The 26606-nt window shown below is 61.8% G+C and carries 26 protein-coding genes; 16 read left to right on the plus strand and 10 right to left on the minus strand.

From position 1 onward, the window contains the following. The first annotated feature begins 1 nt into the window (after window position 1). From ACYG9Y_RS03895 to ACYG9Y_RS03905, 3 genes are all read left to right on the plus strand, one after another. Window positions 2–574 (plus strand): D-sedoheptulose-7-phosphate isomerase, encoded by a 573-nt coding sequence (locus tag ACYG9Y_RS03895; RefSeq protein WP_023671975.1) that lies wholly within the window; start codon window positions 2–4, stop codon window positions 572–574. Then, window positions 567–1220 carry a D-glycero-alpha-D-manno-heptose-1,7-bisphosphate 7-phosphatase gene (locus ACYG9Y_RS03900; protein ID WP_023724926.1) on the plus strand — a complete coding sequence of 218 codons (654 nt, stop codon included), beginning with the start codon at window positions 567–569 and terminating at the stop codon, window positions 1218–1220. The genes ACYG9Y_RS03895 and ACYG9Y_RS03900 overlap by 8 nt, the downstream gene beginning before the upstream one ends. 206 nt (window positions 1221–1426) lie before the next feature. After that, window positions 1427–2407, plus strand: a complete 981-nt coding sequence (locus ACYG9Y_RS03905; RefSeq protein WP_245260365.1) for a phosphodiester glycosidase family protein — start codon at window positions 1427–1429, stop codon at window positions 2405–2407. A 422-nt stretch (window positions 2408–2829) separates the two neighbouring features. Here the strand turns inward: ACYG9Y_RS03905 and ACYG9Y_RS03910 are convergent, their stop codons facing one another. After that, a complete protein-coding gene (locus ACYG9Y_RS03910; RefSeq protein WP_023671972.1) occupies window positions 2830–3306 on the minus strand; it encodes an Lrp/AsnC family transcriptional regulator in 477 nt (158 codons plus the stop codon). A gap of 255 nt (window positions 3307–3561) precedes the next feature. Here ACYG9Y_RS03910 and trxB point away from each other — a divergent pair, with 255 nt between their 5' ends. Together trxB and ACYG9Y_RS03920 are read left to right on the plus strand one after the other, a co-directional pair. Continuing rightward, entirely contained in the window at window positions 3562–4536 is a 975-nt protein-coding gene (trxB, locus tag ACYG9Y_RS03915) for a thioredoxin-disulfide reductase (protein ID WP_023671971.1), read from the plus strand. A gap of 80 nt (window positions 4537–4616) precedes the next feature. After that, window positions 4617–5513, plus strand: a complete 897-nt coding sequence (locus ACYG9Y_RS03920) for a LysR family transcriptional regulator (protein ID WP_023671970.1) — start codon at window positions 4617–4619, stop codon at window positions 5511–5513. 22 nt (window positions 5514–5535) lie between these two features. Here ACYG9Y_RS03920 and ACYG9Y_RS03925 read toward each other — a convergent pair whose 3' ends face one another. From ACYG9Y_RS03925 to ACYG9Y_RS03935, 3 genes are all read right to left on the minus strand, one after another. Further along, entirely contained in the window at window positions 5536–6033 is a 498-nt protein-coding gene (locus tag ACYG9Y_RS03925) for a methyltransferase family protein (RefSeq protein WP_023671969.1), read from the minus strand. Window positions 6034–6758: 725 nt separating this feature from the next. Next, a complete protein-coding gene (locus tag ACYG9Y_RS03930) occupies window positions 6759–8810 on the minus strand; it encodes an elongation factor G (RefSeq protein WP_023683761.1) in 2052 nt (683 codons plus the stop codon). Between the two features lie 244 nt (window positions 8811–9054). Further along, the gene (locus ACYG9Y_RS03935) at window positions 9055–9912 is read right to left on the minus strand and encodes an alpha/beta fold hydrolase (RefSeq protein WP_023737843.1); all 858 of its coding nucleotides are present in this window, start codon (window positions 9910–9912) and stop codon (window positions 9055–9057) included. A gap of 146 nt (window positions 9913–10058) precedes the next feature. Here ACYG9Y_RS03935 and ACYG9Y_RS03940 point away from each other — a divergent pair, with 146 nt between their 5' ends. Together ACYG9Y_RS03940 and ACYG9Y_RS03945 are read left to right on the plus strand one after the other, a co-directional pair. Continuing rightward, complete coding sequence (locus tag ACYG9Y_RS03940; protein ID WP_023737844.1) at window positions 10059–10610, plus strand: methyltransferase family protein; 552 nt, start codon at window positions 10059–10061, stop codon at window positions 10608–10610. A 45-nt stretch (window positions 10611–10655) separates the two neighbouring features. After that, window positions 10656–11051, plus strand: coding sequence for a (R)-mandelonitrile lyase (locus ACYG9Y_RS03945; RefSeq protein WP_023737845.1), 396 nt, complete (start codon window positions 10656–10658; stop codon window positions 11049–11051). 57 nt (window positions 11052–11108) lie between these two features. Here ACYG9Y_RS03945 and ACYG9Y_RS03950 read toward each other — a convergent pair whose 3' ends face one another. Then, on the minus strand, window positions 11109–12311 hold the full coding sequence (locus ACYG9Y_RS03950) for a pyridoxal phosphate-dependent aminotransferase (RefSeq protein WP_023737846.1): 1203 nt from the start codon (window positions 12309–12311) through the stop codon (window positions 11109–11111). A gap of 275 nt (window positions 12312–12586) precedes the next feature. Between ACYG9Y_RS03950 and ACYG9Y_RS03955 the strand changes: the two genes are divergently transcribed. Together ACYG9Y_RS03955 and ACYG9Y_RS03960 are read left to right on the plus strand one after the other, a co-directional pair. Beyond that, window positions 12587–13486: an EAL domain-containing protein gene (locus tag ACYG9Y_RS03955; RefSeq protein ID WP_023737847.1), complete on the plus strand. Its 900-nt coding sequence runs from the start codon at window positions 12587–12589 to the stop codon at window positions 13484–13486. Further along, a complete protein-coding gene (locus ACYG9Y_RS03960; protein WP_023737848.1) occupies window positions 13483–14343 on the plus strand; it encodes an EAL domain-containing protein in 861 nt (286 codons plus the stop codon). Before ACYG9Y_RS03955 ends, ACYG9Y_RS03960 begins: the two co-directional genes overlap by 4 nt. Window positions 14344–14873: 530 nt before the next feature. Here ACYG9Y_RS03960 and ACYG9Y_RS03965 read toward each other — a convergent pair. Then, a complete protein-coding gene (locus tag ACYG9Y_RS03965; protein ID WP_015316174.1) occupies window positions 14874–15086 on the minus strand; it encodes a cold-shock protein in 213 nt (70 codons plus the stop codon). Window positions 15087–15384: 298 nt separating this feature from the next. Between ACYG9Y_RS03965 and ACYG9Y_RS03970 the strand changes: the two genes are divergently transcribed. Next, on the plus strand, window positions 15385–15711 hold the full coding sequence (locus tag ACYG9Y_RS03970; protein ID WP_023689728.1) for a hypothetical protein: 327 nt from the start codon (window positions 15385–15387) through the stop codon (window positions 15709–15711). Between the two features lie 163 nt (window positions 15712–15874). Here ACYG9Y_RS03970 and ACYG9Y_RS03975 read toward each other — a convergent pair whose 3' ends face one another. Next, window positions 15875–16456: a methylated-DNA--[protein]-cysteine S-methyltransferase gene (locus ACYG9Y_RS03975; protein WP_023695753.1), complete on the minus strand. Its 582-nt coding sequence runs from the start codon at window positions 16454–16456 to the stop codon at window positions 15875–15877. A 258-nt stretch (window positions 16457–16714) separates the two neighbouring features. On the opposite strand from ACYG9Y_RS03975, the gene ACYG9Y_RS03980 reads away from it, so the two are divergent. Both ACYG9Y_RS03980 and ACYG9Y_RS03985 read left to right on the plus strand, forming a co-directional pair. After that, on the plus strand, window positions 16715–17563 hold the full coding sequence (locus tag ACYG9Y_RS03980) for a transglycosylase SLT domain-containing protein (protein WP_460222761.1): 849 nt from the start codon (window positions 16715–16717) through the stop codon (window positions 17561–17563). Window positions 17564–17568: 5 nt separating this feature from the next. After that, window positions 17569–18057: a GNAT family N-acetyltransferase gene (locus ACYG9Y_RS03985; protein WP_023740207.1), complete on the plus strand. Its 489-nt coding sequence runs from the start codon at window positions 17569–17571 to the stop codon at window positions 18055–18057. A gap of 287 nt (window positions 18058–18344) precedes the next feature. Here ACYG9Y_RS03985 and ACYG9Y_RS03990 read toward each other — a convergent pair whose 3' ends face one another. After that, window positions 18345–18683, minus strand: coding sequence for a hypothetical protein (locus ACYG9Y_RS03990; protein ID WP_023697061.1), 339 nt, complete (start codon window positions 18681–18683; stop codon window positions 18345–18347). A 321-nt stretch (window positions 18684–19004) separates the two neighbouring features. On the opposite strand from ACYG9Y_RS03990, the gene ACYG9Y_RS03995 reads away from it, so the two are divergent. The 4 genes from ACYG9Y_RS03995 to ACYG9Y_RS04010 all read left to right on the plus strand — a co-directional run bounded on the left by ACYG9Y_RS03995 (window position 19005) and on the right by ACYG9Y_RS04010 (window position 22074). Further along, window positions 19005–19556, plus strand: a complete 552-nt coding sequence (locus ACYG9Y_RS03995; protein WP_023733307.1) for a DUF4142 domain-containing protein — start codon at window positions 19005–19007, stop codon at window positions 19554–19556. Window positions 19557–19857: 301 nt separating this feature from the next. Further along, complete coding sequence (locus ACYG9Y_RS04000; RefSeq protein WP_023740206.1) at window positions 19858–20322, plus strand: cupin domain-containing protein; 465 nt, start codon at window positions 19858–19860, stop codon at window positions 20320–20322. Window positions 20323–20596: 274 nt separating this feature from the next. Beyond that, window positions 20597–20989 (plus strand): RidA family protein, encoded by a 393-nt coding sequence (locus tag ACYG9Y_RS04005; protein ID WP_023740205.1) that lies wholly within the window; start codon window positions 20597–20599, stop codon window positions 20987–20989. A gap of 416 nt (window positions 20990–21405) precedes the next feature. Next, on the plus strand, window positions 21406–22074 hold the full coding sequence (locus ACYG9Y_RS04010; RefSeq protein WP_156033729.1) for a hypothetical protein: 669 nt from the start codon (window positions 21406–21408) through the stop codon (window positions 22072–22074). Here the strand turns inward: ACYG9Y_RS04010 and ACYG9Y_RS04015 are convergent. Both ACYG9Y_RS04015 and carB read right to left on the minus strand, forming a co-directional pair. Then, window positions 22041–22664: a hypothetical protein gene (locus tag ACYG9Y_RS04015; protein ID WP_084014399.1), complete on the minus strand. Its 624-nt coding sequence runs from the start codon at window positions 22662–22664 to the stop codon at window positions 22041–22043. The genes ACYG9Y_RS04010 and ACYG9Y_RS04015 overlap by 34 nt on opposite strands. A 207-nt stretch (window positions 22665–22871) precedes the next feature. Next, entirely contained in the window at window positions 22872–26375 is a 3504-nt protein-coding gene (carB, locus tag ACYG9Y_RS04020; protein ID WP_023740203.1) for a carbamoyl-phosphate synthase large subunit, read from the minus strand. Window positions 26376–26606 lie beyond the last annotated feature (231 nt).

Below are 26606 nucleotides of genomic sequence, written 5' to 3' on the forward strand. Positions count from 1 at the left end.
CATGTCCGGACTGAATGACTATCTGGTCCGCTCGGCGGCCGCGATCACCGCGACAGTCGAGCGTGACCTGACCGCCGAGATGGAACGTGCTGTGAGTGCGGTCGTCGCCGCGCTTTCCTCGGGCAAGGCGCTGCTGGTCTGCGGCAATGGCGGCTCGGCCAGCGACGCCATCCACATTGCCACCGAACTGGTCGGCCGCTTCCTTAAGGAGCGCAAGGCCTACAATGTGATTGCGCTGCCGGCCAACGCGGGCATGCTGACCGCCTGGGGCAATGACTATGGCTTCGACACCGTGTTTTCGCGCCAGGTCGAGGCGCATGGCGCGCCCGGCGGCGTGCTGCTTGCCATCTCGACCAGCGGCAATTCGCCGAGCATTCTGGCTGCCGCCGAACAGGCTCGGATGATGGGCATGACGGTGGTCAGCCTCACCGGCGACAGCGGTGGCAAACTCAAGCCGCTCACCGACATACTGCTCAACGTGCCCTCGACCTCGACGCCGATCATCCAGCAGGGACATCTCTGCCTCTACCACTATCTCTGCGAGGTGGTGGAAGACCGTCTGTCGAATGGCTGACACCGGGGCCTACGGTCCATACCCGCTGGCTGAGCCCGGCCTGTGGGTTGAGCGGGTGGGTTCGCGGGTGTTTCCAGCCAGCGCGCCGGCGCTGTTCCTCGACCGCGACGGCACCATCAATGTCGACACCGGCTATCCCGACGATCCAGCCAAAATGGCGCTGCGCGACGGCATCGTGCCGGTCATCGCGGCGGCCAACCGGGGCAACATCCCGGTGGTCATCGTCACCAACCAGTCCGGCATCGCGCGCGGCTATTTCGGCTGGAAGGAATTTGCCGCGGTCAACGGCCGGGTTCTCAAGCTGCTTGCCGCCGGCGATGCCTTCGTCGACATGGTTCTGGCCTGCGCCTACCACGAGGCGGGCAGCGGGCCACTGGCGGTCGCCGACCATCCAATGCGCAAGCCCAATCCGGGCATGCTGCTACAGGCCCGGCAGCGTCTCGGCCTCGATCTCAAGCGCTCGCTGATAGTCGGCGACAAGGCCGCGGATATGCAGGCCGGACAACGTGCCGGCCTGCCGCGCGGCTGGCTGGTGGATGGCGAGGGAAGTAATGAGCCGGGCTTCGAGGTTCTGCCGCTGCGCAACCCCGATGATCTGGAACGGCTTTTGAGAGCTGTCGAGTCGCTCGGATCGAGACTGATTTAGCTTTCCGGATCTGTTGCGACGCAATCTCAATGGGTTAGCTTGAGCGTTTCACCGTTTCGCAGAAACGGCGAGCCGATCCATTTCTTTGCTTTGACGCTATTCCCCAGGAAAGCACCACGCTCTTTTGCGGAAAAACTGCAGAGATCAGACATCATTCAAGCAAGAAATTTGCAGATGTCATTCCATCGAAGAACGAGGGGAATTCATTGAAGAAAGCAATCTCTGTTGCCGTTGTCTTGTTGATATTGGCTGTGCTTTCAGCCGTGGGGTATGTCTGGCAAAAACACGGCGTGTATGGGCTCAATGCACTTCTTCGCCGCGGCGGAAGCTACTGGATCGCCGTTGCACCCGACGATGCGCGTCTCTCGCCTGCCATGCAGCTTGCGTTGAAATCGGAAATTCCTGATGTGACCGGTGGAGCCAGCTCATGGAATGAAACCGAGCCTGGATTCCAGGTCAGAGAAATCCCCGTCATGGCGGGCGACCGTGAAATTGACCGGCTCTATCTCAACCGTTTCGATCCAGCCAAATTCCGTTTCGTTGCCCGTAACGAGCCCAGTGGTGCCAAGGACATCGACCAGTGGGAAGCGGCACTCAATCCACAAGGCACAGGCGGCACCGTTCTGATCGTCAATGGCAGTTATTTCGGACTGAAGGGCGAAGCCGACACGCCCTTTGTCAGCATGGGTGCGAGGCTCGGGCCGGATGAATACGATGCGAAGGCCGGCGCCTGGTTCGTGAATGCCTCCGGCACGCATGTGGTCGATCTCAATTCACGTGACTGGCGCGCAGTCACGGAGAATGCCGAAAACGCTATGGTTTCCTATCCATTGCTTGTCGGTGAGGACGGCCGCAACAATGTACGCGCCAAGAGCAACTGGTTGGCCAACCGCACCTTTATCGCGGAAGATCGTCAGGGCTGGATCATCGTCGGTTCGACCAAGGACGCTTTCTTCTCGCTGGACCGGCTAGCAAACTTCCTGTTGCAGACCGACCTCGATCTCAAGACGGCGCTAAACCTCGATGGCGGGCCTGTTGCCTGCCTCAGCGTCCGCTCCGGGAACTACCGGTTGAAACACTATGCCAAGTGGGAAGCCCAGGTCGCGGATGGCGACGTCTCACTGCTTCAAGCATCGCTAGATGTGCCCTGGGGATTGCCTGTTGTTCTCACGGTGGAGCGCAGGTAGCAGATCCTGCCCTTGGCAGGGTGGGTCAAAGTACTCCCGATTCCGTAGCTGAAACCGGATGGCATATTCAACCTTGGCCGCTCATGTTCACGCAATCTGACCCGGAATACCCTACGATTTCGGCGCCAGAATTCGCTTTCTGGCTCATATTCGTCGTCAACATGATTGTGATCGGCGCGGCGTTCTCACGTCAAAAAACATTTTCCGTCTCAAATGGTTGCCGCATGTCATCACATTCGTCTGGCTTGCTTGCTCACCTATTTTGCTGGCCTTTTTAGCTTTGCCGGAGATGTCCCCTGGTGAGAGCCCCGGCCCTGGGGACGGCTTCATTCTTTTGCCAGTTGTCGGAGAGGTAGCAGTGTGTCTGTTGGGGTATGTCTTGGTCGGCGTCGCACATGCTTTTTCGAAGTTAATCTCGCTTATCAGGCGCTGAACGCCACCAGCCCTTCGTCCTTGACGCGGCGGATGGTCAGCGCGGTGCGCACCGTGTCGACATTCGGCGCCGAAGCCAGTTCTTCGATGACGAAGGTCTGGAAGGTGCCGAGATCACTCGCCACGCAATGCAGCAGGAAGTCGGATTCGCCCGAGACCATCCAGGCGTCGCGCACGATCGGCCAGCCGCGAGTGCGCTCGGCGAAGGTTTTGAGTTCCGCGTCGGCCTGGTGATGCAGGCCGATCAGGCAGAAGGCGACGACATCCATGCCGAGCGCCGGCGCGTTGAGCAAAGCGCGATAGCCTTTGATGATGCCGGTTTCCTCCAGCCGCCGGACACGGCGCAGGCAGGGCGGCGCGGAAATGCCGACGCGGCTCGACAGTTCGACATTGGTCATGCGCCCGTCGGCCTGAAGCTCGCGCAGAATCTTCCAGTCGATGGCGTCGAGGTCGGCTTTCAGGGGCATGGCGGTCTCTGCTTAGCGCAAGAATCTTTCGCGATCTCGTCATTAAACGACTTTTGTGGCGATGCCAGCCCTTGGTCGGGCGATTTTGCGACCGTAACGGAAGCGGCCATTGCGCGAATAAGCCTGTGGGCCGAAGCTTTCCGGGGACGACGGCCTGATCGTCTTGCTGGTGTGGTTGGCAACCCTTACATTACCAGCACCGTTTCACGTCTTTTTCCAAGGCACACTCGATTGTCCGCCCCGCAGAGGCTTTAGATGACCACCAAGCACGCGCCTGTCCTTATCATCGGTTCCGGCCCGGCCGGCTATACGGCGGCGGTCTACGCCGCGCGCGCCATGCTGAAGCCGATGCTCGTCGCCGGCCTGCAGCAGGGCGGCCAGCTGATGATCACCACCGATGTCGAAAACTATCCGGGCTTCGCCGATCCGATCCAGGGCCCGTGGCTGATGGAGCAGATGCTGAAGCAGGCCGAGCATGTCGGCACTGACATCGTCAACGACATCATCACCGAGGTCGACCTCAATGTGCGGCCGTTCCGCGCCACGGGCGATTCCGGCACCACTTACACGGCCGATGCGCTGATCATCGCCACCGGTGCGCAGGCGAAGTGGCTGGGCATCCCCACCGAACAAACCTTCATGGGCTTCGGCGTGTCGGCCTGCGCCACCTGCGATGGTTTTTTCTATCGCGGCAAGGATGTCGCTGTCATCGGCGGCGGCAATTCGGCGGTGGAGGAGGCGCTCTATCTCTCCAATCTGGCGAAGAGCGTGACCGTCATCCACCGGCGCAACGATTTCCGCGCCGAGCGCATCCTGCGTGAGCGGCTGTTGAAAAAGGACAATGTCCGAGTCATCTGGGACACGATCGTCGACGAGATCACCGGCCGGCCCGGCAAGACGCCGCTGCCGCCTTCGGTCGAAGGGCTGAAGCTCAGAAATGCGATGACCGGCGAGGTCAGCCATCTCCAGGTGGACGGCGTGTTCGTGGCGATCGGCCATGCGCCGGCGGTGGAATTGTTTGTCGGCAAGCTGAAGCAGAAGCCGAACGGCTATCTGTGGACGGCGCCGAATTCGACCCGCACCGATGTGCCCGGCGTGTTCGCCGCCGGTGACGTGACCGACGATATCTACCGTCAGGCGGTGACCGCCGCCGGGCTCGGCTGCATGGCCGCGCTCGAGGCGGAAAAATACCTGGCCGGCATCGAGGTGCACCGCGAAGCGGCGGAATAAAATCTATCAAGACGGCGTCGCAAGCCGTTCAAAAGCCTGATTTTTCATTCAGACGCCAAAAACAGAACGAGGGGAACTCAATGGCGTTGGACTGGGACAAGCTTCGCGTGTTTCACGCAGCGGCGGAGGCTGGGTCGTTTACCCATGCCGCCGAGACTTTGCACCTGTCGCAATCGGCGATTTCACGCCAGGTCAGCGCGCTCGAACATGATGTCGGGGTGCCGCTGTTCAATCGCCATGCCCGCGGCCTGGTGCTGACCGAGCAGGGCGAAATGCTGTTCCGCACGGCGCATGACGTGCTGATGAAGCTGGAGACCATCAAGTCGAAGCTGACCGAGGCCAAGGACCGTCCCTCAGGCGTGCTGAGGGTAACGACCACGGTCGGGCTCGGCGCCGGCTGGCTGACCGAGCGGGTGCAGGAATTCATCGAGCTCTATCCGGAAATCAGCCTGCAGCTGATCCTGGCCAATGAGGAACTCGACCTCACCATGCGCCAGGCCGACTGCGCGATACGGCTGCGCCAGCCGCAGCAGCCCGACCTTATCCAGCGCCGCCTGTTCACCGTGCATTTCCACCTCTATGCCTCGCCGTCCTATGTCGGCAAGCACGGCAAGCCGACCTCGGTCGCCGATCTGAAGAACCATCGCATCGTCACTTTCGGTGTGCCGGTGCCGTCGCATCTGTCGGAGCTGAACTGGCTGGAAACGATCGGCGATTTCGACGGTGGGCAAAGGGTGCCGACGCTGCAGATCAACGACATCTTGTCGATCAAGCGCGCCGTGCAGGGCGGCGCCGGCATCGCCATGCTGCCCGACTACGTGATCTCCAAGGAATCGGATTTGGTGCAGCTTTTGCCGGAGACCGAGGTGCCGTCCTTCGACACCTATTTCGCCTATCCCGATGCAATGAAGAACCAGGCCAAGCTGCACGTCTTCCGCGACTTCATCATCGCCAAAGCGCGCAGCTGGTCATTTTAAACATGCCCTTGGGAGGTGCTGGTCACCCCCGCCAAGGCGTCAGCCGTGGCAGCCAGCCGGGAACATTGCGGCGGTAGGTCTCGTATTCGCCACCGTAGCGGCGGGCGAGAGTCGGCTCCTCATAGAACCTGACGAAAGAGCCCATGACGATCGCGCCGATGGCGGCATAGGCAGCGACGCTCCAGCTTGAAAACAGCAACGCCTGGCCGAGGATGATCGACAGCACGGCGACGTACATCGGGTTGCGGACATGGCGGTAGACGCCGCCGATCACCAGTCTCTCGGTGGGTGCTACAGGCGCCGGCGTGCCCATGCCTTCGAGCGCGAAGCGGGCAAAGGAATGGACGAGCAGGGCGATGGCCGCGACGATTAGGATGGAGCCAGCCGGCACGAAGCCGGGCACCGTCGACAGCGGCAGACGGTAGCGGTCCGTCAGCAGCCAGGGCACCAGCCCGGCCACGACACAAGGTGCGGCGATGAAGAAGACCGCGCTGCCGGCGATCGCCTGGGGTGTCCGCATGTCAGGTCTCCCTTCTTCCGGCCGACCCTTCCCATCCCGCTGCCGCAAAAATAAACGCCTGCTGCCCGATTCAACGTCATTCGGCTTTTTGCCCGCGAGCGCGAGAATCAGCCCGACTTGCGGTTCTGCGAAGGCAACCGCACGGTCGCGCCATTCATTTGGCAACTTTTCGTGGTCCTATGGCCCCTAGACATGGGTTAGACCACAGCCTGTACCTTTTTGCATGCGTGTGTTGCAAAATAGATGCTTGTTTCTTGGGCATGAACAGCACATATATAGATCATCTCCTGGGCGCGTTCTCCTCCCATTAGCGCCCTCGAGTGTTCCCCTCTGGAGGTTAGCCTTAACAGGCACTTCCAATCAAACTCAGCCGGATCTTCATTGATCCGGCTTTTTTGTTTCCGGGCCTGCCGTAGCCAGCGAAAAATCGAGCAAAATCGCCGCGTAACAGTGACATGTAACCTCAGGTAACATGCCGCAGGCGCGATTCATCGTTTAAGCAGATCATAGGACGCGGTGTGGTTCGACCGGGAGATGGGGGCATCACTCGGAAGATCCGGGCTCAGGCGGCTACCGCGTCCGAACCTATTCGTCTGTCAGTGCCGCATGGCGCGGCGGATACGTGCGGCGGACCTGCCGTTTTCCTCCCAAGAAGACGGTCCGCAATAAGAGCGGCGTCCGGGTCATCCGGGCGCCGTTTTTTGTGCGGATCATCCTTCGGCCTGTCAGGCAGCCTTGCCGTTGGCGTTCATCGCCTCGTCGGCCAACCGACCGGTCAGCTCGGCCATGTGATCGAAGGCGCAACGATAGCTGGCGACGCCGGAGGTCGCCGAGCGCAGTTCGATGATCAGGTCGCCGATCTCGGCCTGCGGCATGGTCGCCTCCACGACATCCCATCCCGGCCAGTCAGGCCGCGCGTCGTAGCCAAGGATCTGGCCGCGCCGTTGCGGGATCAGCGCGATGATCTTCGAAGTGGCTTCGGACGGCGTGACGATCTCGACCTTCATGACCGGCTCGAGCAGCACCGGCGAGCAGGCCGCCATGCCTTCCTTCATGGCCAGCTTGGCCGCCATCTGGAAAGCCATGTCGGAGGAATCGACGGCGTGGTAGGAGCCGTCGGAGAGGTTGACGGCGACATCGACGACAGGGAAGCCGAGCGGGCCGGATTTCAGATAATCGCGCACGCCGGTTTCGACCGACTGGATGTAGGTCTTGGGCACGACGCCGCCGGTGATGGTGTCCGAGAACTGAAAGCCGGAGCCGCGCGGCAGCGGCTTGATCTCGATCACCACATCGCCGAACTGGCCATGGCCGCCGGACTGCTTCTTGTGGCGGCCGCGCTGCTGCACCGTCTTTCGGATCGTCTCGCGATAGGGGACGGCAGGCGCATGGCCTTCGACCGGAATCTGATTCTTGCCTTCCAGCCGCTCGCGCACGACCCGCAGATGCATCTCGCCATGGCCGGACAGCACGGTCTCGGCCGAGTCCTGGTTGTGGCGCAAGGTGAGCGAGGGATCTTCCTCGGCCAGGCGCTGGATGGCCGCCGACATTTTGACCTCGTCCTTGCGCTCCTTCGGCCGTAGCGCAAAGGCAAAGACCGGCTGCGGCGGCGTAAGCGTGACCAGCGGCTTGATACCGCCCTTCGTGGAACTCAACGTCTGGCCGGTCTTGACCTCGTCCAGCTTGCCCAACGCCACCGTGTCGCCGGCCTTGGCAGCGGTGAGCTTGGACTGGTCCTTGCCGAGCATCTTGTAGATGCCGGAGACCTTCGCCGTCTCGCCATTCGACAAATAGAGTTCGGCTGCATCGGCGATCTGGCCGGAGAGTACGCGCGACACGGACAGCTTGCCGCCATGCGCGGTGTGGATGGTCTTCATCACCTGGACCACGGTGTGATTGCCGTCGGGGACGCCGAGCCGTTTGCGCGTCGCCTCGACATCCGGTGCGTCATGGCGGATCGCCTTCAAAAGGCGCAGCACGCCGTTGCCTTTTTCGGCGGTGCCGATAAGCACCGGCGTTATGGCGCCGGCGCGCAGGTCGGCGGACAGATCGTCGAAGACCGCGTCTTTCGGCGGCTCGATCTCCTCCAGCAACTGCTCCATCAACTGGTCGTCATGGTCGGCAAGCGTCTCCAGCATGGAGAAGCGAGCCTCCAGTTCGCGCGCCTTGTCGTCAGTTGGAATTTCGGCAACCTGGCTTTCGGCATATTCGCGGTAGATGTAGGCGCGCTCCAGCGCCAGGTCGATCGAACCGATCACCACATTGTCCTTGCGCAGCGGAATCTGGCGCAGCAACAGCGGCGCCGCGCTCGTCGGCTGCAGCATCTTCAGCGTATCGCGTACGCCGGCGATTGCCTTGTCGACCTTGTTGAGGAACAGGATGCGCGGCACGCCGAGATCGTCGAGCTTGCGCATGATGAGCTGCAAGGCTGGGATCTTCTTCTCGTCGGCCTCGGCGACGACCACCGCGAGATCGCAGGCTGCCAGCACCGGCTCGGCCTCGAAGGAGAATTCGATCGATCCGGGACAGTCGACGAAGGTGATCTGCTCGCCCATGAATTCGGTGGTGGCAAATGTCGCCTCGACGCTCATGGCGTGCGCCCGCGCCTCGGGCGAATGATCGGAAACGGTGCTTCCCGATGAAACGGGATTTTGGCGGGGGATGGCGCCCGTACGGGCGAGGATGGCTTCGAGAAGTGTCGTCTTACCGCTTGCAAAGGGACCGACTATGGCAATGCATTTCGGTCCCGTGCGTCGTCCTCCGGCGCGAGTACCCATGGCTGACCTCCACTCAGGCGTTGCCCTTGGAGTGCGATCAGCAAAAGTGGAAACGGTTTTGCGCCGATCGCACCCTGTCGTGAGCGGCGGCCGGCCTGTTCGACCGTCGCGGGCGGGGTTGTTTTCATTTAGCCACCTGCCCAACCCATCGTCCCACGGGTTGGCCGGGAGGGCAAGGAAAATAGAAATCGCGCCGCCGTCAGACGGACGGAGCGAGAGCCGGGGTCAGAACCGCCGGTAGATTTCAGCAGGCCTGGGTGCGGCGCGCCGGCCTGGCTGCGCTTTGCTTCACCACCGTCTCGGCGTAGCGCGACAACAGCGGGTTAAACAGGTCTGGGCGTTCCCAGAACGGTGCGTGGCCGGCGCCTGATATGACATGGCATTGTTCCCACAGCGAGCTGTAGGCCACCGTCTCGAAGTAACTCAGCCGCACCAGCGGATCATGCTCGCCATTGATCACCGCGACGGGGAACGGAGCGTGCTCGACCACCTGTTTCTGGTCGGCGCCCTTGCCCGCAAACATGGAGCGCGCCACGCCGGCGCGAAGCCGGCCGTCGGTGCGCCTGATGGCTTCGCGGAAAGACGGACTGGCGGTGTCGCCGTAGCACAGAGCCTCAAAACGCTCGATGTCGCGTTCGGAGTAGACCTTCTTGGAGGCGAGCAGCATGTCCCAGTTGGCGTGAAAGCCGCGCAGCATGCCAAGCGGCCCCCGCGACACCGGCGGCGCTCCGGTCAGCACCAGGCCGCTGACCGCATGGTGAAAGCTGGCCAGTTCGACCGCCACATGGCCGCCGAGCGACCAGCCGAAGATGATGGCGTGGCCGATGCCCAAAGCGTCGAGAAGCCGGGCTGTGGTCTGGGCAAGGCCGGTAATCGTATAGGCGGTCGCCGGGTCGCGGGCATCGGAGGACTCGCCGTGGCCGGGAAGGTCGAAGGCGATCAGCCGATGGGCGTCGGCAAGCGGGCTATCGAACTGACGGGCAAACACGGCGCGCGAACTGCCCGAGCCATGGATCATGACGATGGGCATGCCGGACCCAGACGACTGGCTGAGGCGCAAGTCGGCCTGCGGCGTGCGGATGGTGCGGTGAGTGATGCTCATGCTGGATTAGACCTTGAGATTTGCCTGACCGCCAACATCGCATCGCTGGCTCTATATGTTCTTTAAACATGTGGTTAAGAAAGGATTTCTAAAGAGATAGCCGGCACGATCGCTGGCTCCATGGCATCACGCGCGGAATCCCGACAATGGAACCAGTCCTCGATCTTCTTGTCTCGATCTGCAGCATCGCGATGCTTGGCCAATATGTCTGGTCGATGCGGGCGCATTTCCAACCGCAGGCGATGTCTCCAGGCGCCATGGTGATTTCGGCGGCGGTCATCGCCACGGCGCTGTTCTTTCTCGCCACCCTTTGGATCCAATCGCAGCCGGGTTCGGCAAAGCTCACCGGACTTGCCGTCGAACTGGCGAGCTCTGCCCTGTTCTGGTGGGCGATCGTCACGTCGCGCAAGGTGCGGCTGCGCTTCGTCTTCGCACCCGACGATCCGCACAGCCTGCTGACCCACGGCCCCTACGGCCATGTCCGCCACCCCTTCTATACGTCCTACATCGTCTTCTGGATCGGCTGGGGGATCGCGACCTGGTCGGTCTGGGCGTTGGTGCCGGTCGCCGGGATCGCTATCCTCTATGTGTTTGCGGCGCTGGACGAAGAGAAGAAATTTTCGCGCACGCCGCTGGCCGGAGCCTACGCGGACTATCGCGTACGTGCCGGCCTGTTCTGGCCCCGGCTGGGGTGGTAGCCGGCACCGGAGCAGGGTAGCTTCTGAACTTAGGGATCACCAGAGATGAAGATCATTGCCTGCGGCAGCGTGCCGACCATCATCGCACCGGAGAAGTATTTCACCGGCCGCGTGCTGCAGACGCCCATCATCGAGAAGGAAGCGCCGGCCCGGCTCAGAGCCACGCTGGCCAGCTTCGAGCCCGGTGCGCGCACCCACTGGCACACGCATCCGCTGGGGCAGACGCTTTATGTCACTGCGGGCGCCGGCCTTGCGCAGACATGGGGCGGGCCGATCCAGGAGATCAAGGCGGGCGACGTCATCTCGTTCGAGCCGGGCGAGAAGCACTGGCACGGCGCGGGTCCAAAGACGACAATGACCCACGTCGCCATGCAGGAAGCGCTGGACGGCGTCCATGCCGATTGGATGGAAGCGGTCACGAGCGAGCAGTATGGCGGCTGAGGTCTGCTCTTGACAAAAACCCGGCTCGAAAGGCCGGTTTCATGTCTCGGAGCCTGATCAGGTCAGCGATGCAGTGAATCGCTGGATGCGCGTGCAGGCTTCCTCCAGCAGGCTCTCCGTCGTGGCGTAGGAGATACGGAAGTTGGGGCCGAGGCCGAAGGCCGAGCCGAACACCACTGCGACACCCTCGCCTTCGAGCAATTCGGAGCAGAAAGTCTCGTCGGTGTCGATTATCTTGCCGGCTTTGGTCTTCTTGCCAATCAGCTGGGCACAGGACGGGTAGACATAGAAGGCGCCTTCCGGCGACGGGCAGGTTATGCCGCGCGCCTGGTTGAGCATCGACACGACGAGGTCGCGACGGCCCTGAAAGGTCGCCTTGTTCCTGGCGACGAAATCCTGCGGGCCGTTGAGCGCCTCGACCGAGGCCCATTGCGCGATGGTGCAGGCGCCCGAGGTCTGCTGGCCCTGGATCATGTCCATCGCCTTGATCAGCTGGACGGGACCCGCTGCATAGCCGATGCGCCAGCCGGTCATGGCATAGGCTTTCGAGACGCCGTTCATGGTCAGCGTGCGCTCGTAGAGTTTCGGCTCGACCTCGGCGATCGTCCTGAAGACGAAGTCGCCATAGGTCAGGTGCTCGTACATGTCGTCGGTCAGTGTCCAGACATGCGGATGCTTCAAGAGCACGTCGGCCAGCGCGCGCAGCTCGGCTTCCGTGTATGCGGCGCCGGACGGGTTCGACGGCGAGTTCATCAACAGCCATTTGGTCTTCGGCGTGATCGCCTTATCCAGCACGGCGGGAGTGAGCTTGAAACCATTGTCGATCGAAGTATCGGCGAACACCGAGGTGCCGCCGCAGATCGCCACCATTTCGGGATAGCTGACCCAATAGGGGCGGGGGATGATGACCTCGTCGCCTGGGTTCAGCGTCGCCATGAAGGCGTTGAACAGGATCTGCTTGCCGCCGGTGCCGACAATGGTCTGCTCGGGCTTGTAGTCGAGATTGTTCTCGCGCTTGAATTTTTTCGCGATCGCCTCGCGCAGCGGCGCGATGCCCGAAACCGGTGGGTACTTGGTCTCGCCGCGGCGGATCGCCTCGATCGCCGCATTCTTGATGTTGTCGGGCGTGTCGAAATCCGGTTCGCCAGCGCCGAGGCCGATAATGTCACGGCCGGCATTTTTCAGCTCGCGGGCTTTCTGCGTCACCGCGATGGTGGCGGAAGGCTTTACGCGGGCAAGGGTGTCGGCAAGAAAGGCCATGACCAGATATCTCCAGAGGGGTCGGCGCAACCGCAAACAGCTGCGGCGCCTCTCATGTCGCATCGACCCGGCAAGTGCAAGCATTGTCGGATGAGCCAGGGTCAAGGACCCGTGAAGATCGGCTTTTTGGAGCGCGTGCATGACGGTTTCACTCTGCGTTGCGGGCTCTGCAATCGACGGCTTATCCCCGGCAAGACTAAATTCATCAACGGGCGCTAAAACCTTTGGCTGCAGGATCGCCAGCCATTTCGCCTGTCTCGCGGAGCGAGGGACCCTTGTCGCGCAGCACCGGGCTTGCCCACATCATCCGTCACGATGACGGCACCGCTTCAGGTGTCTGGGGTCCCTACACGCTGCAGAGCGCCTTTCAGCCGATCTTCGCCTTCAAGGACGGCAAGCTCTCGATCGCAGCGTTCGAGGGGCTGATCCGGCCGTTTCGTGACGGCGAGCCGCAATCGCCGATGAACTTCTTCCGCACCTGTCCGGCCGGCGACCGCCTGCACATCGAGGCGCTGACGCGCACGCTGCATTTGCTCAATGCCGGCGCCTGCCTGCCGCAAGAAGCCTCGATCTTCGTCAATTTCGACCCGTCGGTGTTCACCGAGCGCACCGTTGCCGACAACGCGCTGCGCGACATGCGGCTGGTGCTGCACGAGGCGGGGATCGATCCGCGCCGCATCGTGTGCGAGGTGACCGAGCAGAAGTCGGCGTCGCAGGAAACGCTCTACAGCTTTGTCGAGGCGCTGCGGGCCAATGGCTTTCGCATCGCCGTCGACGATTACGGCGCCGATGAATCCGACATCAACCGCATCAAGGAGCTCAAGCCCGACATCGTCAAATTCGATGCGCACTGGATCACGCAGCTCATGGAATCGGGCGCCGGCTTTGCCCTACTGACTGCCATGGTGACGAACTTCGAACTACAGGGCATCCGGACGGTGTTCGAAGGCATCGAGGAAGGCTGGCAGCTTCAATTGGCCGAGAAATCCGGCGCATCGATGGTGCAGGGCTTCGTGCTGGCGAAGCCGGAACTGGCGCCGACCAGCTTTCGCGCTTTCGGCAAGGATGGGCAGCCATCTGTCGCGGCGGCCGAGCCTGGCAAGACGCCTGCCGGCCCGACTGCAGCGCCTCCGGCGCGGTCGGGCAGGGTGTTCGGGCGCAGGACCGGGCCATGACCGGGCAACGCGAGAGGCGTCGCGATATCGGCGAAGCGATCTTTGCCGACGAGGTCGGCATCGAATACGGCGTCTATGGCGCGTTCCGGCTGAAGAGCGCCTACCAGCCGATCTTTGCGCCACGCGGTGGCGCGTTGGCCGCGGTTGCCGTCGAGGCGCTGATCGAACCGCAGCGCGCCTCCATGCCGGTTGCACCGGCCATGTTCTTCGACAGTGTTGCGCCGGGCGACCGCCTGTTTGTCGAGACGATGTGCCGGATGCTGCATCTGAAAAACTTCCGCAACATCGGCGTCGACGGGCTCGGCCTGTTCTTCAATTACAACCCGATGATCAACGATCATCTGGGGCGGGCGCTGGCCGAGATCCGGCTGATGACGCGGCATCTCGGCGATCTCGAACTGCATGCCGCCATGCTGGTCTGCGAGATCACCGAACAGGCGGCCGACGACAATGTGCTGGCCCCGCTGGTGCGCGAGATGCGGCGCCACGGCATCCGCATCGCCATCGACGATTTCGGCACCGGCCACTCGACCGCGGAGCGGATGAACCTGCTCCAGCCGGAGATTGTGAAGATCGACGGCGGCTGGTTCGCCGAATTCTGCCGCCACGCTGCCGCCGAGCGCTTCTTCCGGCCGCTCGTCTCGTCGCTGCACGATCGCGGCGCCAAGGTGCTGGTCGAAGGCATCGAGCAATCCGTGCATCTGCGCGTCGCGCTGGATGGCGGCGTCGACCTGCTACAGGGGTTCCATCTCGGCCGCCCGGCGCTGGCCGGCACGATCTTCAACCGGGAGCCGCTGTCGATCGAGGCGCTGCTTGGCGCCGACAACAAGGTGGTGCCGCTGCATCTGCGGCGCTGATTTGTATTCGCGCTTGCCGCCGCTTCGCGGCTCGTTCCGGACGGGACGCCAACGGGCGCGATGCCCGGTTGGGCTTGCGGCCTTCGGCCGTAGCGCGCATTCAAAGAGGGCGAACTCGGCCCGCGTGAAGTTCAGCCAAAGCCTGCTCGGCAAACTTATCCAGCCGGCCAGCCTTGGCGTCCGCCTCGATCTGCATATCCCACACCTCTGCCCGATACGCTGCGAACCATTTGGTAAGGCCTTTAGTTCTTTGGTGTTCAGGGCTGCGATGGATCTTTCAATCTGTTCGAGCTTGGTCATGGGGCGAAACTAGCATGGCCATCGTCCAATTCCAGACAAACAAAAAGGCGGGATAAATCCCGCCTTCCCATTTTCGGTAGCCTGATCGGAGCTTTAAGTCCGGGCCGGCAGCTATCTGCTGATCCAGCTTGTCGGGTCTTTCCGCTCCAGCGCGCTTCTCGCGCGACCGTCAGTACATCCGTGACTTGCCGCGCGCCCCGAACTCTCGTCCGGCGCGCGCTATCGCAAAATCAGGCTGCCTTGCTCAGAGAACCAGCGGACGACTTGCCTGTGCGGCGGTCCTGCTCGATCTCGAAGTTGATTTTCTGGCCTTCGACCAGGGTCGACAGTCCAGCGCGCTCGACAGCGGAGATGTGAACGAAAACGTCCGCACCGCCCGAATCAGGCTGAATGAAGCCGAAGCCCTTGGTGGCATTGAACCACTTGACCGTACCAGTTGCCATATGAATAGTCCTCGCATTTGCTTTGGTTTGACCGAACCGAGGTTCAGCCGGTTTGTATCGAGATTTTGGAGATAGACGTCAGCAAACGCGAAGATCGCGAGGCCCGGATCGATCGGCCGAAATATCAATGGAGCTGATATAGGCGGGTTTCGCACCAAAAACAAGATGGCTCGAAAAATGGCGTTGCGGTGGCGCCGCCCAAAGGCCGCCCCAATCGCATGAAAGCGTCGAGCAATCGGGAAGACCGGGACGCCCGACGGCGTTAGTCCGGTTTTGGGAGACTGTCATGAAAACGGTTGTGAAAACCATTCTGCTTGCCGCCTGCCTGACGCTGGCGGCCGCCGAGGCGCAGGCGATCTCGCGCTACGACCCCACTCGTATGAGCTGCGACAGGGTGCAAGGCACGATCGCCCGCCAGGGCGCAGTCATCCTGCGCTATCAGTCCAGGCGCGTGCCGGGGCTGCCGCTCTTCGACCGCTATGTGCAGAGCCAGCAATTCTGCAATGTCGGCGAGGTCAGGAAGCGCGCCTATGTGCCGAGCGCCGACACCGAATCCTGCCCGGTCTATCTCTGCAAGCGGATCGAGAACGACCATTTTCACCGCCGCTTCCTGCGCCGTCATTAGGGCATATTGATATTCAGGTGAGGCCGGCCTGCGAACGATGGTCTTCTGCGCTTCCGGTGCCCACGTACATTAAGTACGCTCCGCTCCGGTTCTCGAAGACCATAGTTCTCGGTGCGGCCTGACCTGAATCTCAACATACCCAGCCGGCATACCATTCAAGCTCTTAGAACCCGAACGAGACCTGCGCCGCCGGCGGCGGGCCGACGCGCACGCCTTCCATGGCCAGCATCTTTTCCTTGGTGGCCGAGCCGCCGGGCGCCGAGAAGCCGCCGATCTTGCCGCCCGCGGCTAGAATCCGATGGCAGGGGATGACCAGCGGCACCGGGTTGGCGCCCAGCGCTGCCCCGGTTTCGCGCGGCAGGCCGGCTTGGCCGGCGCGCTTGGCCAGTTCGCCATAGGTGGTGGTTTCGCCATAATGCAGTTTCCGCGCCGCGTCGTAGATGGCGAGACGGAAGTCGTCGACGCCGTCGAGATCGACCGGCACGCCGGAGAAATCGACGTCCTCGCCTGTGGCATACGCCTTGATCGAGGCGATCAGCTCGACCACCCATTGCGGCTGCCCAGTGTTCGCAGTCGTATTGGCGGCAGCACCGGCATGCCGCATCAGCCGGCGTTCCACCGCTTCGCGGCTCCTTTCGGGCAGGCAGAGCCGGATCAGGCCCTTTTCGCTCCAGGCGATGCCCATGAAGCCGATCACTGTTTCTAACACTGCGTGGCCGGCTGTGATCGAAGATGCCGTTTCCATGATGCGCTCCTTTCCGCAAAGCGGCGAAAACCGGGATATCGACCGGTACATATGCAGAACAATATGGCATCTGAGCCCGGCTCTCGCCACCCGAAAACCACCAGATGGTCCCGATTGCCCACCAGGAATCGCTGGTGTAAGGACTTCTTAACAACCGACAAATCGGACCCGCGCGGCTTGCCAGCAAAATTCAACCTTTTCGCGATCTCTGTGATCGTCGGCGCAGCTGCCCTCAGCGGCTGCCAATCGACCTCGCAGATGAAGGCCACGCCTGCGCTGACCGAAACCGCGACCACCGCCGGCAGCGATGCCGGCTTCACCGTGCCGCTGCCCGATACGGTTTCGGTGCTGCCGCAATCCTCGGGCATAACACCCGTTCAGTCGGCCGAAGCGACGCCGGCGACGCCAGCGCTCGATGCCGCCCCGCAGCCGGCTGCCGCGACCGCGGCCTTTGCCGGCGCGACGCCCACGGCCCCGGCCCTGCCTGCGGTGATGGCCGCCAACGCCTGGCAGGCGCCTGCGCCCGCCAAGGCCGGACAGCCGGTCGCGGCGCAATATACGACCGCCAGCCTTGTCATGCCGGCGACCGCCAAGGGCGGCCAGAACGCCATGCCCGGCGTGCAGCAGGTAGCCTATGTCGTGCCGCAGAACCCTGCTTCCCTGGGCCAGTTCCCCGCCGCGCCCCTCGGTCTCCCGGAAGAAGAGCATGCGACCGGCATGCGCGGCGACGTCGACCGGCTGATCCAGAAATACGCTGCTCTCTACGAGGTGCCGGTCGATCTGGTGCGCCACGTCGTCAACCGCGAAAGCACCTACAATCCCAAGGCTTACAATAACGGCCATTGGGGGCTGATGCAGATCAAGCACGCGACGGCGCGCGGCATGGGCTATGACGGGCCGGCCAAGGGCTTGTTCGACGCCGAAACCAATCTGAAATACGCGGTCAAATATCTGCGTGGCGCCTGGCTGGTGGCGGGTGGCAACGCCAAGAAGGCCGATTGGCTCTACCAGACCGGCTATTATTTCGACGCCAAGCGCAAAGGCCTGCTCGAGGCCACCGGCCTCGGTGTCGACCGCAAGCGCCGCCGGCTGCAGCCCGACGCCTGAGCGCGATGCCTGAACCGCGCCCGCCGGCTCCAAACGACATCCGGCTGCGCAAAATCCTCGACGAGACGCTCGTTGCACCGCACTGGCCGGCCGGCTTTACCATGCGCTGCTTCGAACATGGTGACGCGCAGCCCTTGCATGCGCTTTTGACCGAGGTGTTCGACGACGGCACCGACGGCCCATTCGACGAATGGTGGCCGCGCATATCCAGCGATGCCGAATTCGACCCGGCGCTGTGTTTCCTGGTCATCGACGCCAAGGGACGGCTGGCGGCCGCAGCGCTGTGCTGGACCAGGGCCTTCGTCAAGGACCTCGCGGTCCATCCCGAAGCGCGCGGCAAAGGCATTGGCGAAGCGCTGATGTGGCAGGCTTTCAACGCCTTTCGCGATCGAGGCGCGGCCCATGTCGACCTCAAGACCAACACGGTCGAGAACGCCGCCGCGCTCGGGCTCTACGAGCGGCTGGGAATGGTGCCTGTCGCCTGGGAAGGGTAAGGGCTTTTTTCTTGCCGCAATTCCCTGGGGAAAACGCTACGCGCTTTTCCCAGGAAAACCGGTTCCCACTTTTCCTGGAATTGCTCGAGCGCTGTTGAAATCCTTCGGATTGTGAACTGCTTCACATAGGCCGCCGCAACCGGATGCTACCTCACCATCCATGCCTTTCGACCGATGGCGGATCGACGACTGGCAGATGTGGAGGGGCTGCACCGGCATGTGTTCAGCCACTCCTTGGCGGGTCCCAGGCGGGGGTTTGGGGCCCGCCAGTCGTTTTACGGCAGCCCTCAGATATCGGGCGCATTGCCGATCTTCTTTTTGAGCTCAAGCGCCCAGGCGCGGCCCTCGTCGCCGCCCCACAGCAGCCAGGCGATATGGCCGGCCGATGGATTGTCTTCATTGCCGTAATTCTTGCCGCGCTTGTCGACCTCGTGGCGGGCGAAGTAGCTGACCATGCGGCGGATAGTGGATGGCGCCAGCTTTTCGCGGTTCTTGAGTTCCGTCGCCCGCGCCACGCCGATCTCGGTGCCGCCCCGGCCGAATTCTCTTCGCAGCCTCAACCCCTTGGCGGCATTGTCGGCCACCACTTGCGGGCAGCGCAGATCGATCTCTTCATCCTCTTGCATGTGTCTCCCCAGCTCCGGAAATCTAACCTGCAGACGCAATACAAGTGCAACCGGCTCCCAATGCAGCGCCGTCCATTAGGATCAGCGCGCCATCGGCATCTGCGAGATCCTGTGGAACCTTATGGATTTCACGCCTGAGGGTCGGCCGAACTGGAACGAACAGCTGCAATATGGCGAGGCGTGCTGTCCTGAGGTTTGTCCGCCAGGGGCTCGGGACGGCTCTTCGGCAGATGGTCGCTGACGAATAGTTCTCCGGACGCAACCCTGCCGCCAATGCCGCGTTTGATTAGCCGAGGGAAATTTTCAAATCGGAGACCTCAGATGAAAACGCTTCTCACCATTGCCGCCGTCGCCTTGTTCGCCGGTGCCCCTGCCGCCTTTGCGGCCAACTCGACTGCGGTCGCGCCTGCCATGGCCGCCAGCAAGGTCGATACCCCAACCTTCGTCAAGACCGTGCCTAGCTCCAACGAATTCGAAATCCAGTCGAGCAAGCTCGCCGAGGAGAAATCCAAGGCGGCTGACGTCAGGAAATTCGCCAAGCAGATGGTCAAGGACCACACCAAAGCCGGCAAGGAGTTCAAGGCGGCGCTGAGCCAGGGCCAGACCACCGGTTCGACCAAAGCCGCGGGACCGGCCCTGCAGCCGAAGGAGCAGGCAATGCTCGACGAGTTGAAGAGCACAAGCGGCAAGGATTTTGACGCCAAGTACATCCAGATGCAGACGGACGCGCACAAGGAGGCCGTTGCCCTGTTCAGCACCTATGCCAACTCGGGCGACGACCCGGCGATGAAGGAATTCGCCAAGAAGACGCTGCCGACGCTGCAGATGCACGAGAAGCACGTGAAGGAACTCGCGGCCGCGCATCAGGGTTGAGGGTTGGTGACTGGCCAGCAATAGCATTCTACGGCGCCCCCTCTGTCCTGCCGGACATCTCCCCCACGAGTGGGGAGATCAGCAGCGTCGGCGCCGTGCTTTTCTACCGACGGTGAAAATTGGCGAAGGCTGAGGCGACAGCCAATCTCCCTGCTTGTGGGGGAAATGTCCGGCAGGACAGAGGGGGGCGCCGTAGAGTGCGACGGCCGATGCCTGCCGTTGGCAAGGCATTGCGGCAAAGTGGCTCTGTGGCTGCGGCGGCAGTGACATACACTGCCGCCACCAATTCAATGGAGCTCCCATGCCCAAGATCGACCTGTCCACCGTGCCTGTCCGCAAGGGCTCCGGCTACCCCGCACCCTTCGACGCCCCTTGCGCCGAGCGCACACGCCAGCGCCTCGGCGATGCCGGCGGCCTCACCGATTTCGGCGTCAACCTGATGACATTGCCATCAGGCGGCTGGTCCAGCCAGCGCCACTGGCACAGCCATGAGGACGAGCTCGTCTATGTGCTGGAAGGCGAACTGGTGCTGGTCGAGGATGGCGGCGAGACGCTGCTCAAGGCCGGCGACTGCGCGACCTTTGCCAAGAACAGCGGCAACGGCCACCACATGATCAACCGCTCGTCCACAACGGCGCGCTATCTCGAGGTCGGATCGCGCAATCCGGATGATCTCATCACCTGCTCCGACATCGACATGATGAGCCCGAGTTCGGATGGCAGGTTCCTGCACAAGGACGGCATGCCCTATCCGGGGCAGGGGTGACGGCTGGACTATGGTCCGGCGCTGGCGTTCGCTGGGCGGGGGGATAAGCTCCTCACAATCAAAGGTGGCGCAGGCCCCCTCATCCGACCGCTTCGCGGCCACCTTCTCCCCACTGGGGAGAAGAGGGAAGCGCTGGCGCTGACCGGCTCCTCTCCCCTCGGGGGTCTGAAGGACGGGCGAGACACGTGGCTCGCCCCGGAACGGTCAGCCGAGCGAAGCGGAGGCTGGGTGAGGGGGCCTTGGCGCCAGCTTGGCAAACAAGGGGAAGATCACCATGAAAAAAGAAGTCATCGAAGTGCCCGTCATGTCGGCCAAGGTGCGGGCGCTCGGGCTGCCTTGCTCGACGGCAGTAAGGGCCAATGGCTTCGTGTTCATCTCGGCGACGCCGCCGGTGGACATGGTGAGCGGCGAGATGGTGCGTGGCGATATCGAAACGCAGACCGAGGCGTCGCTGAAGGCGCTGAAACACTGCCTGGAAGCCGCCGGCACCTCGCTGGACAATGTGGTGATGGTGCGCATCTACGCCGTCAATTCCGGCTTCTACAACGCCATCAACCGGGTCTATGCCCGGTACTTCAGCGTCAACCCGCCGGCGCGCAGTTTTGTGCCGGTGGCGTCATGGCCAATGGAGTTCGATATCGAGATCGAGTGTGTGGCGGTGGCGTGAGGATGCTTCTTGCGCGAACTGCTGCCGATCGGGGTCGCTGTGAACCCAGTTGAAAAACTCATCTTGACTGCTCAGGGAGTAGGATGGTTTGGTGTAGTGGGTAAGGGTGGGAAGATGTATCATCGAAAAGAGTCTCCAACGCAGACTATCGTGGACGCTGTCGAGCAGGTTAAAACTGGCGAGGTCTGGGGCGGACCCGGACGACAAGGCAGACTGACTGCCGTCAGGGCATATACCGGAGAGCTACGCGGAGTTCGAGGAATTGAATTTCTAACCTCGGTCGTTCCAGAATTTGGCGGTGGGCCATTGGAGGCTCATTGGTACCTTGGAAAAACTGCAGGTGTGCAAGCTCGAACGAAGTGCGGGGTCGAATATGCTTGTATTGTCGCTCAAGTTACAAATTCGCAGCCGTAACCATGGTTGATGTTACTTTCATACGTATGGGTACAGACTGCGACATGGTTGCGCATGCTATTTTTTGGAGACCCGCTATTTATTTTGCCACCGAGCTGCGAACGGAACAGGATGATTTGGACGAGTTTGAAGTGGCGTCGTTTTGTATCGGAAACTACCTGAGCTTTGATATTCGTCACTACAAGGGTCATCCAGACTTTACTTGCTCATTATATTTTCCGGTAGAGCTGGCGTCTAGCGAGGAAATTGTTGAAGGAATTCAACTTGTTATTGCGGGGTTGGAGCTTCCCCAGACAGCAATTGCTTGGATAAGAGGCGATCAGTTTGAGTTTGGCCATCTGCCGCGCGATCCAGATGATCGGCTCCGCGAGCCGGAGGCGAGGATTTTAGCGCTGAAGATTGCTTCAATCTGTCCAGGCCATACAACCACAACATCTTACGTGAAAAAAACAGTACAAAAATACTATCCATTGTCCAGAGGAGACAAAGTTCGGTCTCCAAAGCGCCGAAACGAACAGCTCTGGCAGCAAATCGTAGGAAATGTGGTTTCACACAAGAAAACTAAAAGTGGACCTTTCAAAAAGGGTTATGCAATCAAAAACGGTCCGAACATGACCGTAACTGACGATGGGTTAGCTTATTTAAATAGCCTTGGGTTTTCTTCGACATAGTCCAGTCGGTGTTTGTAGCCAGGTTTAAACCATCTCAGCTCGGTGGGTCCTTTTTTGTCTTTGTCCCAGACAAACCAGGCATATGCGGTAGTCCCACTCCCTTTTTTCTCCGCTCCCGCAAGGTAAAATGTGATTCTCTCGCTGAATACCCACACCGTCGATGGGGGGGTTTTACTGAATATGGTTCTCTCTCTGTTTGCTCCTTCGAGGAAAGCTAACCGAAGTAGAAGTGCAAATTTATTTCTACTGTTGCGCAGGCCCGCTTGTACAAAACCTTCAGCCGAGTTGTAGGGCGGATTGGTCACTATGTTATCAAATACGCGGTCGACTTTTAAAAAATCAATGCCGGCTGTCCCATAGCCTCTGTCATATAGATCGCTCGCAAAAACTTCATTTCCTGTCGTTTCAAGCACGCGGGACATAGACCCGTCGCCGCAAGCTGGCTCCCAAATATTTCCCTCGAATTTTTCGTTATCGAGCAACGCAAATGTCGCCCATGCCGGAGTAGGGAAGAAATCTGGGCCATCAAGATCGGCTGAACGCTTCGCCGTGGGCTTAAATCCGCCGTTCAGATTATATGTTTCGTCCATGGTGGCTCCGTGGTCGCATTCGCGAATCGGCACATCCCTTAGTCTTTCCTTAATAGCTAAACAGGATGTTCACACAATGTTCTTTTCATGAGATATCCCCTGAAACGTGAGCTCAACTTCAATCTCGTGACAAATCCGCGCGCCAAGCTGGTGTATGCCTTGCAGAATGAACGGCACACCGTCGCTTGATGAAGGCTCCGTTGAGGTTTACGCAAAATACTCCTGCAGCGGCCTGACCTCCAGGCTCCCCGCCTTCAGCGCCGCAATCGCCTCGGCCACCGCCGCAGCACCCGACAGCGTCGTGTAATACGGCACCTTCTGCATCAGCGTGGCGCGGCGCAGCGATTTCGAATCCGACACCGCCTTCTGGCCGTCCGTGGTGTTGAAGACGATCTGGACCTGGCGGTTGCGGATGGCGTCTTCGATGTGGGGGCGGCCTTCCAGCACCTTGTTGATCTTCTGCGCGTCGACGCCGTTTTCGGCGAGGAAGCGCTGCGTGCCCGAGGTCGCCAGCACCTTGAAGCCGAGGCCGGCGAGGCGCTTCACCGCCGGCAATATGCCTTTCTTGTCTTCGTCGCGCACCGAGACGAACAGTGTGCCGGAGCGCGGCAGGTCGACGCCGGCGCCGAGCTGGCTCTTGGCGAAGGCCAGCGCAAAGTCGCGGTCGAGGCCCATGACCTCGCCGGTCGAGCGCATTTCCGGGCCGAGCAATATGTCGACGCCGGGGAAGCGGGCGAAGGGGAAGACGGCTTCCTTGACCGCGATGTGGCCGGGGTTTCTCGGATCGGGCATGGCGCCGTAGTGGGCGAAGGCGTCTTCCAGCTTTTCGCCGGCCATGATGCGGGCGGCGATCTTGGCGATCGGCCGGCCGATGGTCTTGGCGACGAAGGGCACGGTGCGCGATGCCCGCGGGTTGACCTCCAGCACATAGACCGTGCCGTCCTTGATCGCATACTGCACGTTCATCAGCCCGCCGACATTGAGCGCGCGGGCGAGCGCCGCTGTCTGGCGCTCCAATTCGTCGACAAGCTCCGAGGGCAACGAGTGCACCGGCAGCGAACAGGCGCTGTCGCCCGAATGAATGCCTGCCTCCTCGATGTGCTCGAGAATGCCGGAGACGAAGGTCGACTTGCCGTCGCACAGGCAATCGACATCGACCTCGATAGCGCCCGAGAGATAGGTGTCGAACAGCAGCGGGTTCTTGCCCAGCAGCGTGTTGATCTGGCCGGTCTTGTCGTTGGGGTATTTCTGCTTGATGTCCTCCGGCACCAGGCCGGGCACGGTGTCGAGCAGGTAGCTCTGCAGCATGCCCTCGTCATGGATGATCTGCATGGCGCGGCCGCCGAGCACATAGGAGGGGCGCACCACCAGCGGGAAGCCGAGTTCGCCGGCCACAAGGCGGGCCTGCTCGACAGAATAGGCGATGCCGTTCTTCGGCTGGCTGAGGTTGAGCTTGTGAAGCAGCTTCTGGAAGCGGTCGCGGTCTTCGGCGAGATCGATCATGTCGGGTGACGTGCCGAGGATCGGGATGCCGGCCTTCTCCAGCGCGTCGGCCAGCTTCAGCGGCGTCTGGCCGCCGAACTGGACGATGACGCCGACCAGTTCGCCCGAGGCCTGTTCGGCGCGCAGGATCTCCAGCACGTCCTCCGCCGTCAGCGGTTCGAAGTACAGCCGGTCGGAGGTGTCGTAGTCGGTCGAAACCGTCTCCGGGTTGCAGTTGATCATGATCGCTTCATAGCCGGCGTCGCGCAGGGCGAAGGCGGCATGGCAGCAGCAATAGTCGAACTCGATGCCCTGCCCGATGCGGTTCGGACCGCCTCCGAGGATGACGACTTTTTTTCGCGACGACACTTGCGCTTCATTGGCCAGCGCGCCGGCGAAGGGCACTTCATAGGTCGAGTACATGTAGGCGGTGGGCGAGGCGAACTCGGCGGCGCACGTGTCGATGCGCTTATAAACCGGATGAACGTCGAGCTTTTCACGAATCTTCGCAATCACTTCGGCGTCGTTCTTCGTCAGCGAGGCGAGGCGGGCATCGGAGAAGCCCATCGCCTTCAGCATGCGCAGATTGACGGCGTCCTGCGGGATGCCGTGCTCGCGGATGCGGGCTTCCATGGATACGATGCCGGCGATCTGTTCGAGGAACCACGGGTCGATCTTGCACATTGCGTGCACGTCTTCCAGCGAGGTGCCCATGCGGATCGCCTGCGCCACCATGCGCAGCCGGTCGGGCGTCGGCGTGCCGAGTGCGGCGCGAATGGCGTTGCGGTCGTCGGCGTGGTTGGCAGCTACGGCGCCGTGGCCGAGGCCGGGGATCTCGATTTCGTCGAGACCAGTCAGGCCGGTTTCCAGCCCACGCAGCGCCTTTTGCAAGGACTCCTGGAACGTGCGGCCGATGGCCATGACTTCACCGACCGACTTCATGGCGGTGGTCAGCACCGGCTCCGCGCCGGGGAATTTCTCGAAGGCAAAGCGCGGGATTTTTGTGACGACGTAATCGATGCTTGGCTCGAAGGAGGCGGGCGTGGCGCCGCCGGTGATGTCGTTCTCCAGCTCGTCCAGCGTGTAGCCGACGGCGAGCTTGGCCGCGATCTTGGCGATCGGGAAGCCGGTCGCCTTCGAAGCCAAAGCGGAACTGCGCGAGACGCGCGGGTTCATCTCGATGACGACCAGCCGACCATCGGCCGGGTTGACGGCGAACTGCACGTTGGAGCCGCCGGTCTCGACGCCGATCTCGCGCAGCACCGCGATCGAGGCGTTGCGCATCATCTGGTATTCCTTGTCGGTCAAGGTCAGCGCGGGGGCAACGGTGATCGAGTCACCGGTGTGTACGCCCATCGGGTCGATGTTCTCGATCGAGCAGACGATGATGCAATTGTCCGCCTTGTCGCGGACGACCTCCATCTCATACTCCTTCCAGCCGAGCACGCTTTCCTCGATCAGCACTTCGGTGGTCGGCGAGGCGTCGAGCCCGGACTGGACGATGTCGTAGAATTCGGCGCGGTTGTAGGCGATGCCGCCGCCGGTGCCGCCCATGGTGAAGGACGGGCGGATGATGGCGGGCAGGCCGACATGGTCGAGCGCCTGGGCGGCAATCGCCATGCCATGGCTGATGTAGCGCTGCTTGCGGTCGCCTTCGCCGAGGTTCCAGCGGGTTTCCAGCGCGTCGAGCGCGGCATCGAGGTCGGCAGGCGCCTCGGCCTTGACGGCGGCGCGCTCGGCCTCATGGGTCTTGCGGTCGGCGTTCTTGACGTCGGTGGCATTGGCCAGCATCGACTTCGGCGTTTCCAGGCCGATCTTCTTCATCGCCTCGCGAAACAGCGCCCGGTCCTCAGCCTTGTCGATCGCCGTGGCGTCGGCGCCGATCATCTCGACATTGTAGCGCTCGAGCACGCCCATGCGGCGCAGCGACAGAGCGGTATTGAGCGCGGTCTGGCCGCCCATGGTCGGCAGCAGCGCGTCGGGCCGCTCCTTGGCGATGATCTTGGCGACGACTTCAGGCGTGATCGGCTCGATATAGGTGGCGTCGGCCAGTTCCGGGTCGGTCATTATGGTGGCCGGGTTGGAATTGACCAGGATGACGCGAAAGCCCTCTTCCTTCAGCGCCTTGCAGGCCTGTGTGCCGGAATAGTCGAACTCGCAGGCCTGGCCGATGACGATGGGGCCGGCCCCGATGATCAGGATCGACTTGATGTCGGTGCGTCTTGGCATCGTTGTGAGTTCCGTTCGGCGAGCGGCTTGCACGAAAAACCGGGACGGGAAGACCCGGCCGGTTGTGCTTGCGATTCTGGTATCAGGCTAGGAGGGCCTTATAGGGAAGAGTTTTGGGAGATGTAACCCCGAAAATGAGGCCAGGCAGTAGGGATTAGGCAGTAGGGATCAGGCAGTGGGGATTAGGCAGGAGCGAGGTTAAGCCGTCTATTGCCTATCCCTACTGCCTAA

Source organism: Mesorhizobium sp. W050, assembly GCF_054719535.1.

What these genes read in the sequence shown, in the direction of transcription:
- ACYG9Y_RS03895 (WP_023671975.1), top strand. Translation starts at nt 2, where the DNA reads ATGTCCGGACTGAATGACTATCTGGTCCGCTCGGCGGCCGCGATCACC.
- ACYG9Y_RS03935 (WP_023737843.1), bottom strand. Translation starts at nt 9,912, where the DNA reads ATGAGCATCACTCACCGCACCATCCGCACGCCGCAGGCCGACTTGCGC.
- ACYG9Y_RS04015 (WP_084014399.1), bottom strand. Translation starts at nt 22,664, where the DNA reads ATGGACGAAACATATAATCTGAACGGCGGATTTAAGCCCACGGCGAAG.
- ACYG9Y_RS03995 (WP_023733307.1), top strand. Translation starts at nt 19,005, where the DNA reads ATGAAAACGCTTCTCACCATTGCCGCCGTCGCCTTGTTCGCCGGTGCC.
- ACYG9Y_RS03990 (WP_023697061.1), bottom strand. Translation starts at nt 18,683, where the DNA reads ATGCAAGAGGATGAAGAGATCGATCTGCGCTGCCCGCAAGTGGTGGCC.
- ACYG9Y_RS03965 (WP_015316174.1), bottom strand. Translation starts at nt 15,086, where the DNA reads ATGGCAACTGGTACGGTCAAGTGGTTCAATGCCACCAAGGGCTTCGGC.
- ACYG9Y_RS03985 (WP_023740207.1), top strand. Translation starts at nt 17,569, where the DNA reads ATGCCTGAACCGCGCCCGCCGGCTCCAAACGACATCCGGCTGCGCAAA.
- ACYG9Y_RS03910 (WP_023671972.1), bottom strand. Translation starts at nt 3,306, where the DNA reads ATGCCCCTGAAAGCCGACCTCGACGCCATCGACTGGAAGATTCTGCGC.
- ACYG9Y_RS03920 (WP_023671970.1), top strand. Translation starts at nt 4,617, where the DNA reads ATGGCGTTGGACTGGGACAAGCTTCGCGTGTTTCACGCAGCGGCGGAG.
- carB (WP_023740203.1), bottom strand. Translation starts at nt 26,375, where the DNA reads ATGCCAAGACGCACCGACATCAAGTCGATCCTGATCATCGGGGCCGGC.
- ACYG9Y_RS03900 (WP_023724926.1), top strand. Translation starts at nt 567, where the DNA reads ATGGCTGACACCGGGGCCTACGGTCCATACCCGCTGGCTGAGCCCGGC.
- ACYG9Y_RS03980 (WP_460222761.1), top strand. Translation starts at nt 16,715, where the DNA reads ATGAAGGCCACGCCTGCGCTGACCGAAACCGCGACCACCGCCGGCAGC.
- ACYG9Y_RS04010 (WP_156033729.1), top strand. Translation starts at nt 21,406, where the DNA reads ATGGTTGATGTTACTTTCATACGTATGGGTACAGACTGCGACATGGTT.
- ACYG9Y_RS03950 (WP_023737846.1), bottom strand. Translation starts at nt 12,311, where the DNA reads ATGGCCTTTCTTGCCGACACCCTTGCCCGCGTAAAGCCTTCCGCCACC.
- ACYG9Y_RS03940 (WP_023737844.1), top strand. Translation starts at nt 10,059, where the DNA reads ATGGAACCAGTCCTCGATCTTCTTGTCTCGATCTGCAGCATCGCGATG.
- ACYG9Y_RS03960 (WP_023737848.1), top strand. Translation starts at nt 13,483, where the DNA reads ATGACCGGGCAACGCGAGAGGCGTCGCGATATCGGCGAAGCGATCTTT.
- ACYG9Y_RS03925 (WP_023671969.1), bottom strand. Translation starts at nt 6,033, where the DNA reads ATGCGGACACCCCAGGCGATCGCCGGCAGCGCGGTCTTCTTCATCGCC.
- ACYG9Y_RS04005 (WP_023740205.1), top strand. Translation starts at nt 20,597, where the DNA reads ATGAAAAAAGAAGTCATCGAAGTGCCCGTCATGTCGGCCAAGGTGCGG.
- ACYG9Y_RS03975 (WP_023695753.1), bottom strand. Translation starts at nt 16,456, where the DNA reads ATGGAAACGGCATCTTCGATCACAGCCGGCCACGCAGTGTTAGAAACA.
- trxB (WP_023671971.1), top strand. Translation starts at nt 3,562, where the DNA reads ATGACCACCAAGCACGCGCCTGTCCTTATCATCGGTTCCGGCCCGGCC.
- ACYG9Y_RS03930 (WP_023683761.1), bottom strand. Translation starts at nt 8,810, where the DNA reads ATGGGTACTCGCGCCGGAGGACGACGCACGGGACCGAAATGCATTGCC.
- ACYG9Y_RS04000 (WP_023740206.1), top strand. Translation starts at nt 19,858, where the DNA reads ATGCCCAAGATCGACCTGTCCACCGTGCCTGTCCGCAAGGGCTCCGGC.
- ACYG9Y_RS03945 (WP_023737845.1), top strand. Translation starts at nt 10,656, where the DNA reads ATGAAGATCATTGCCTGCGGCAGCGTGCCGACCATCATCGCACCGGAG.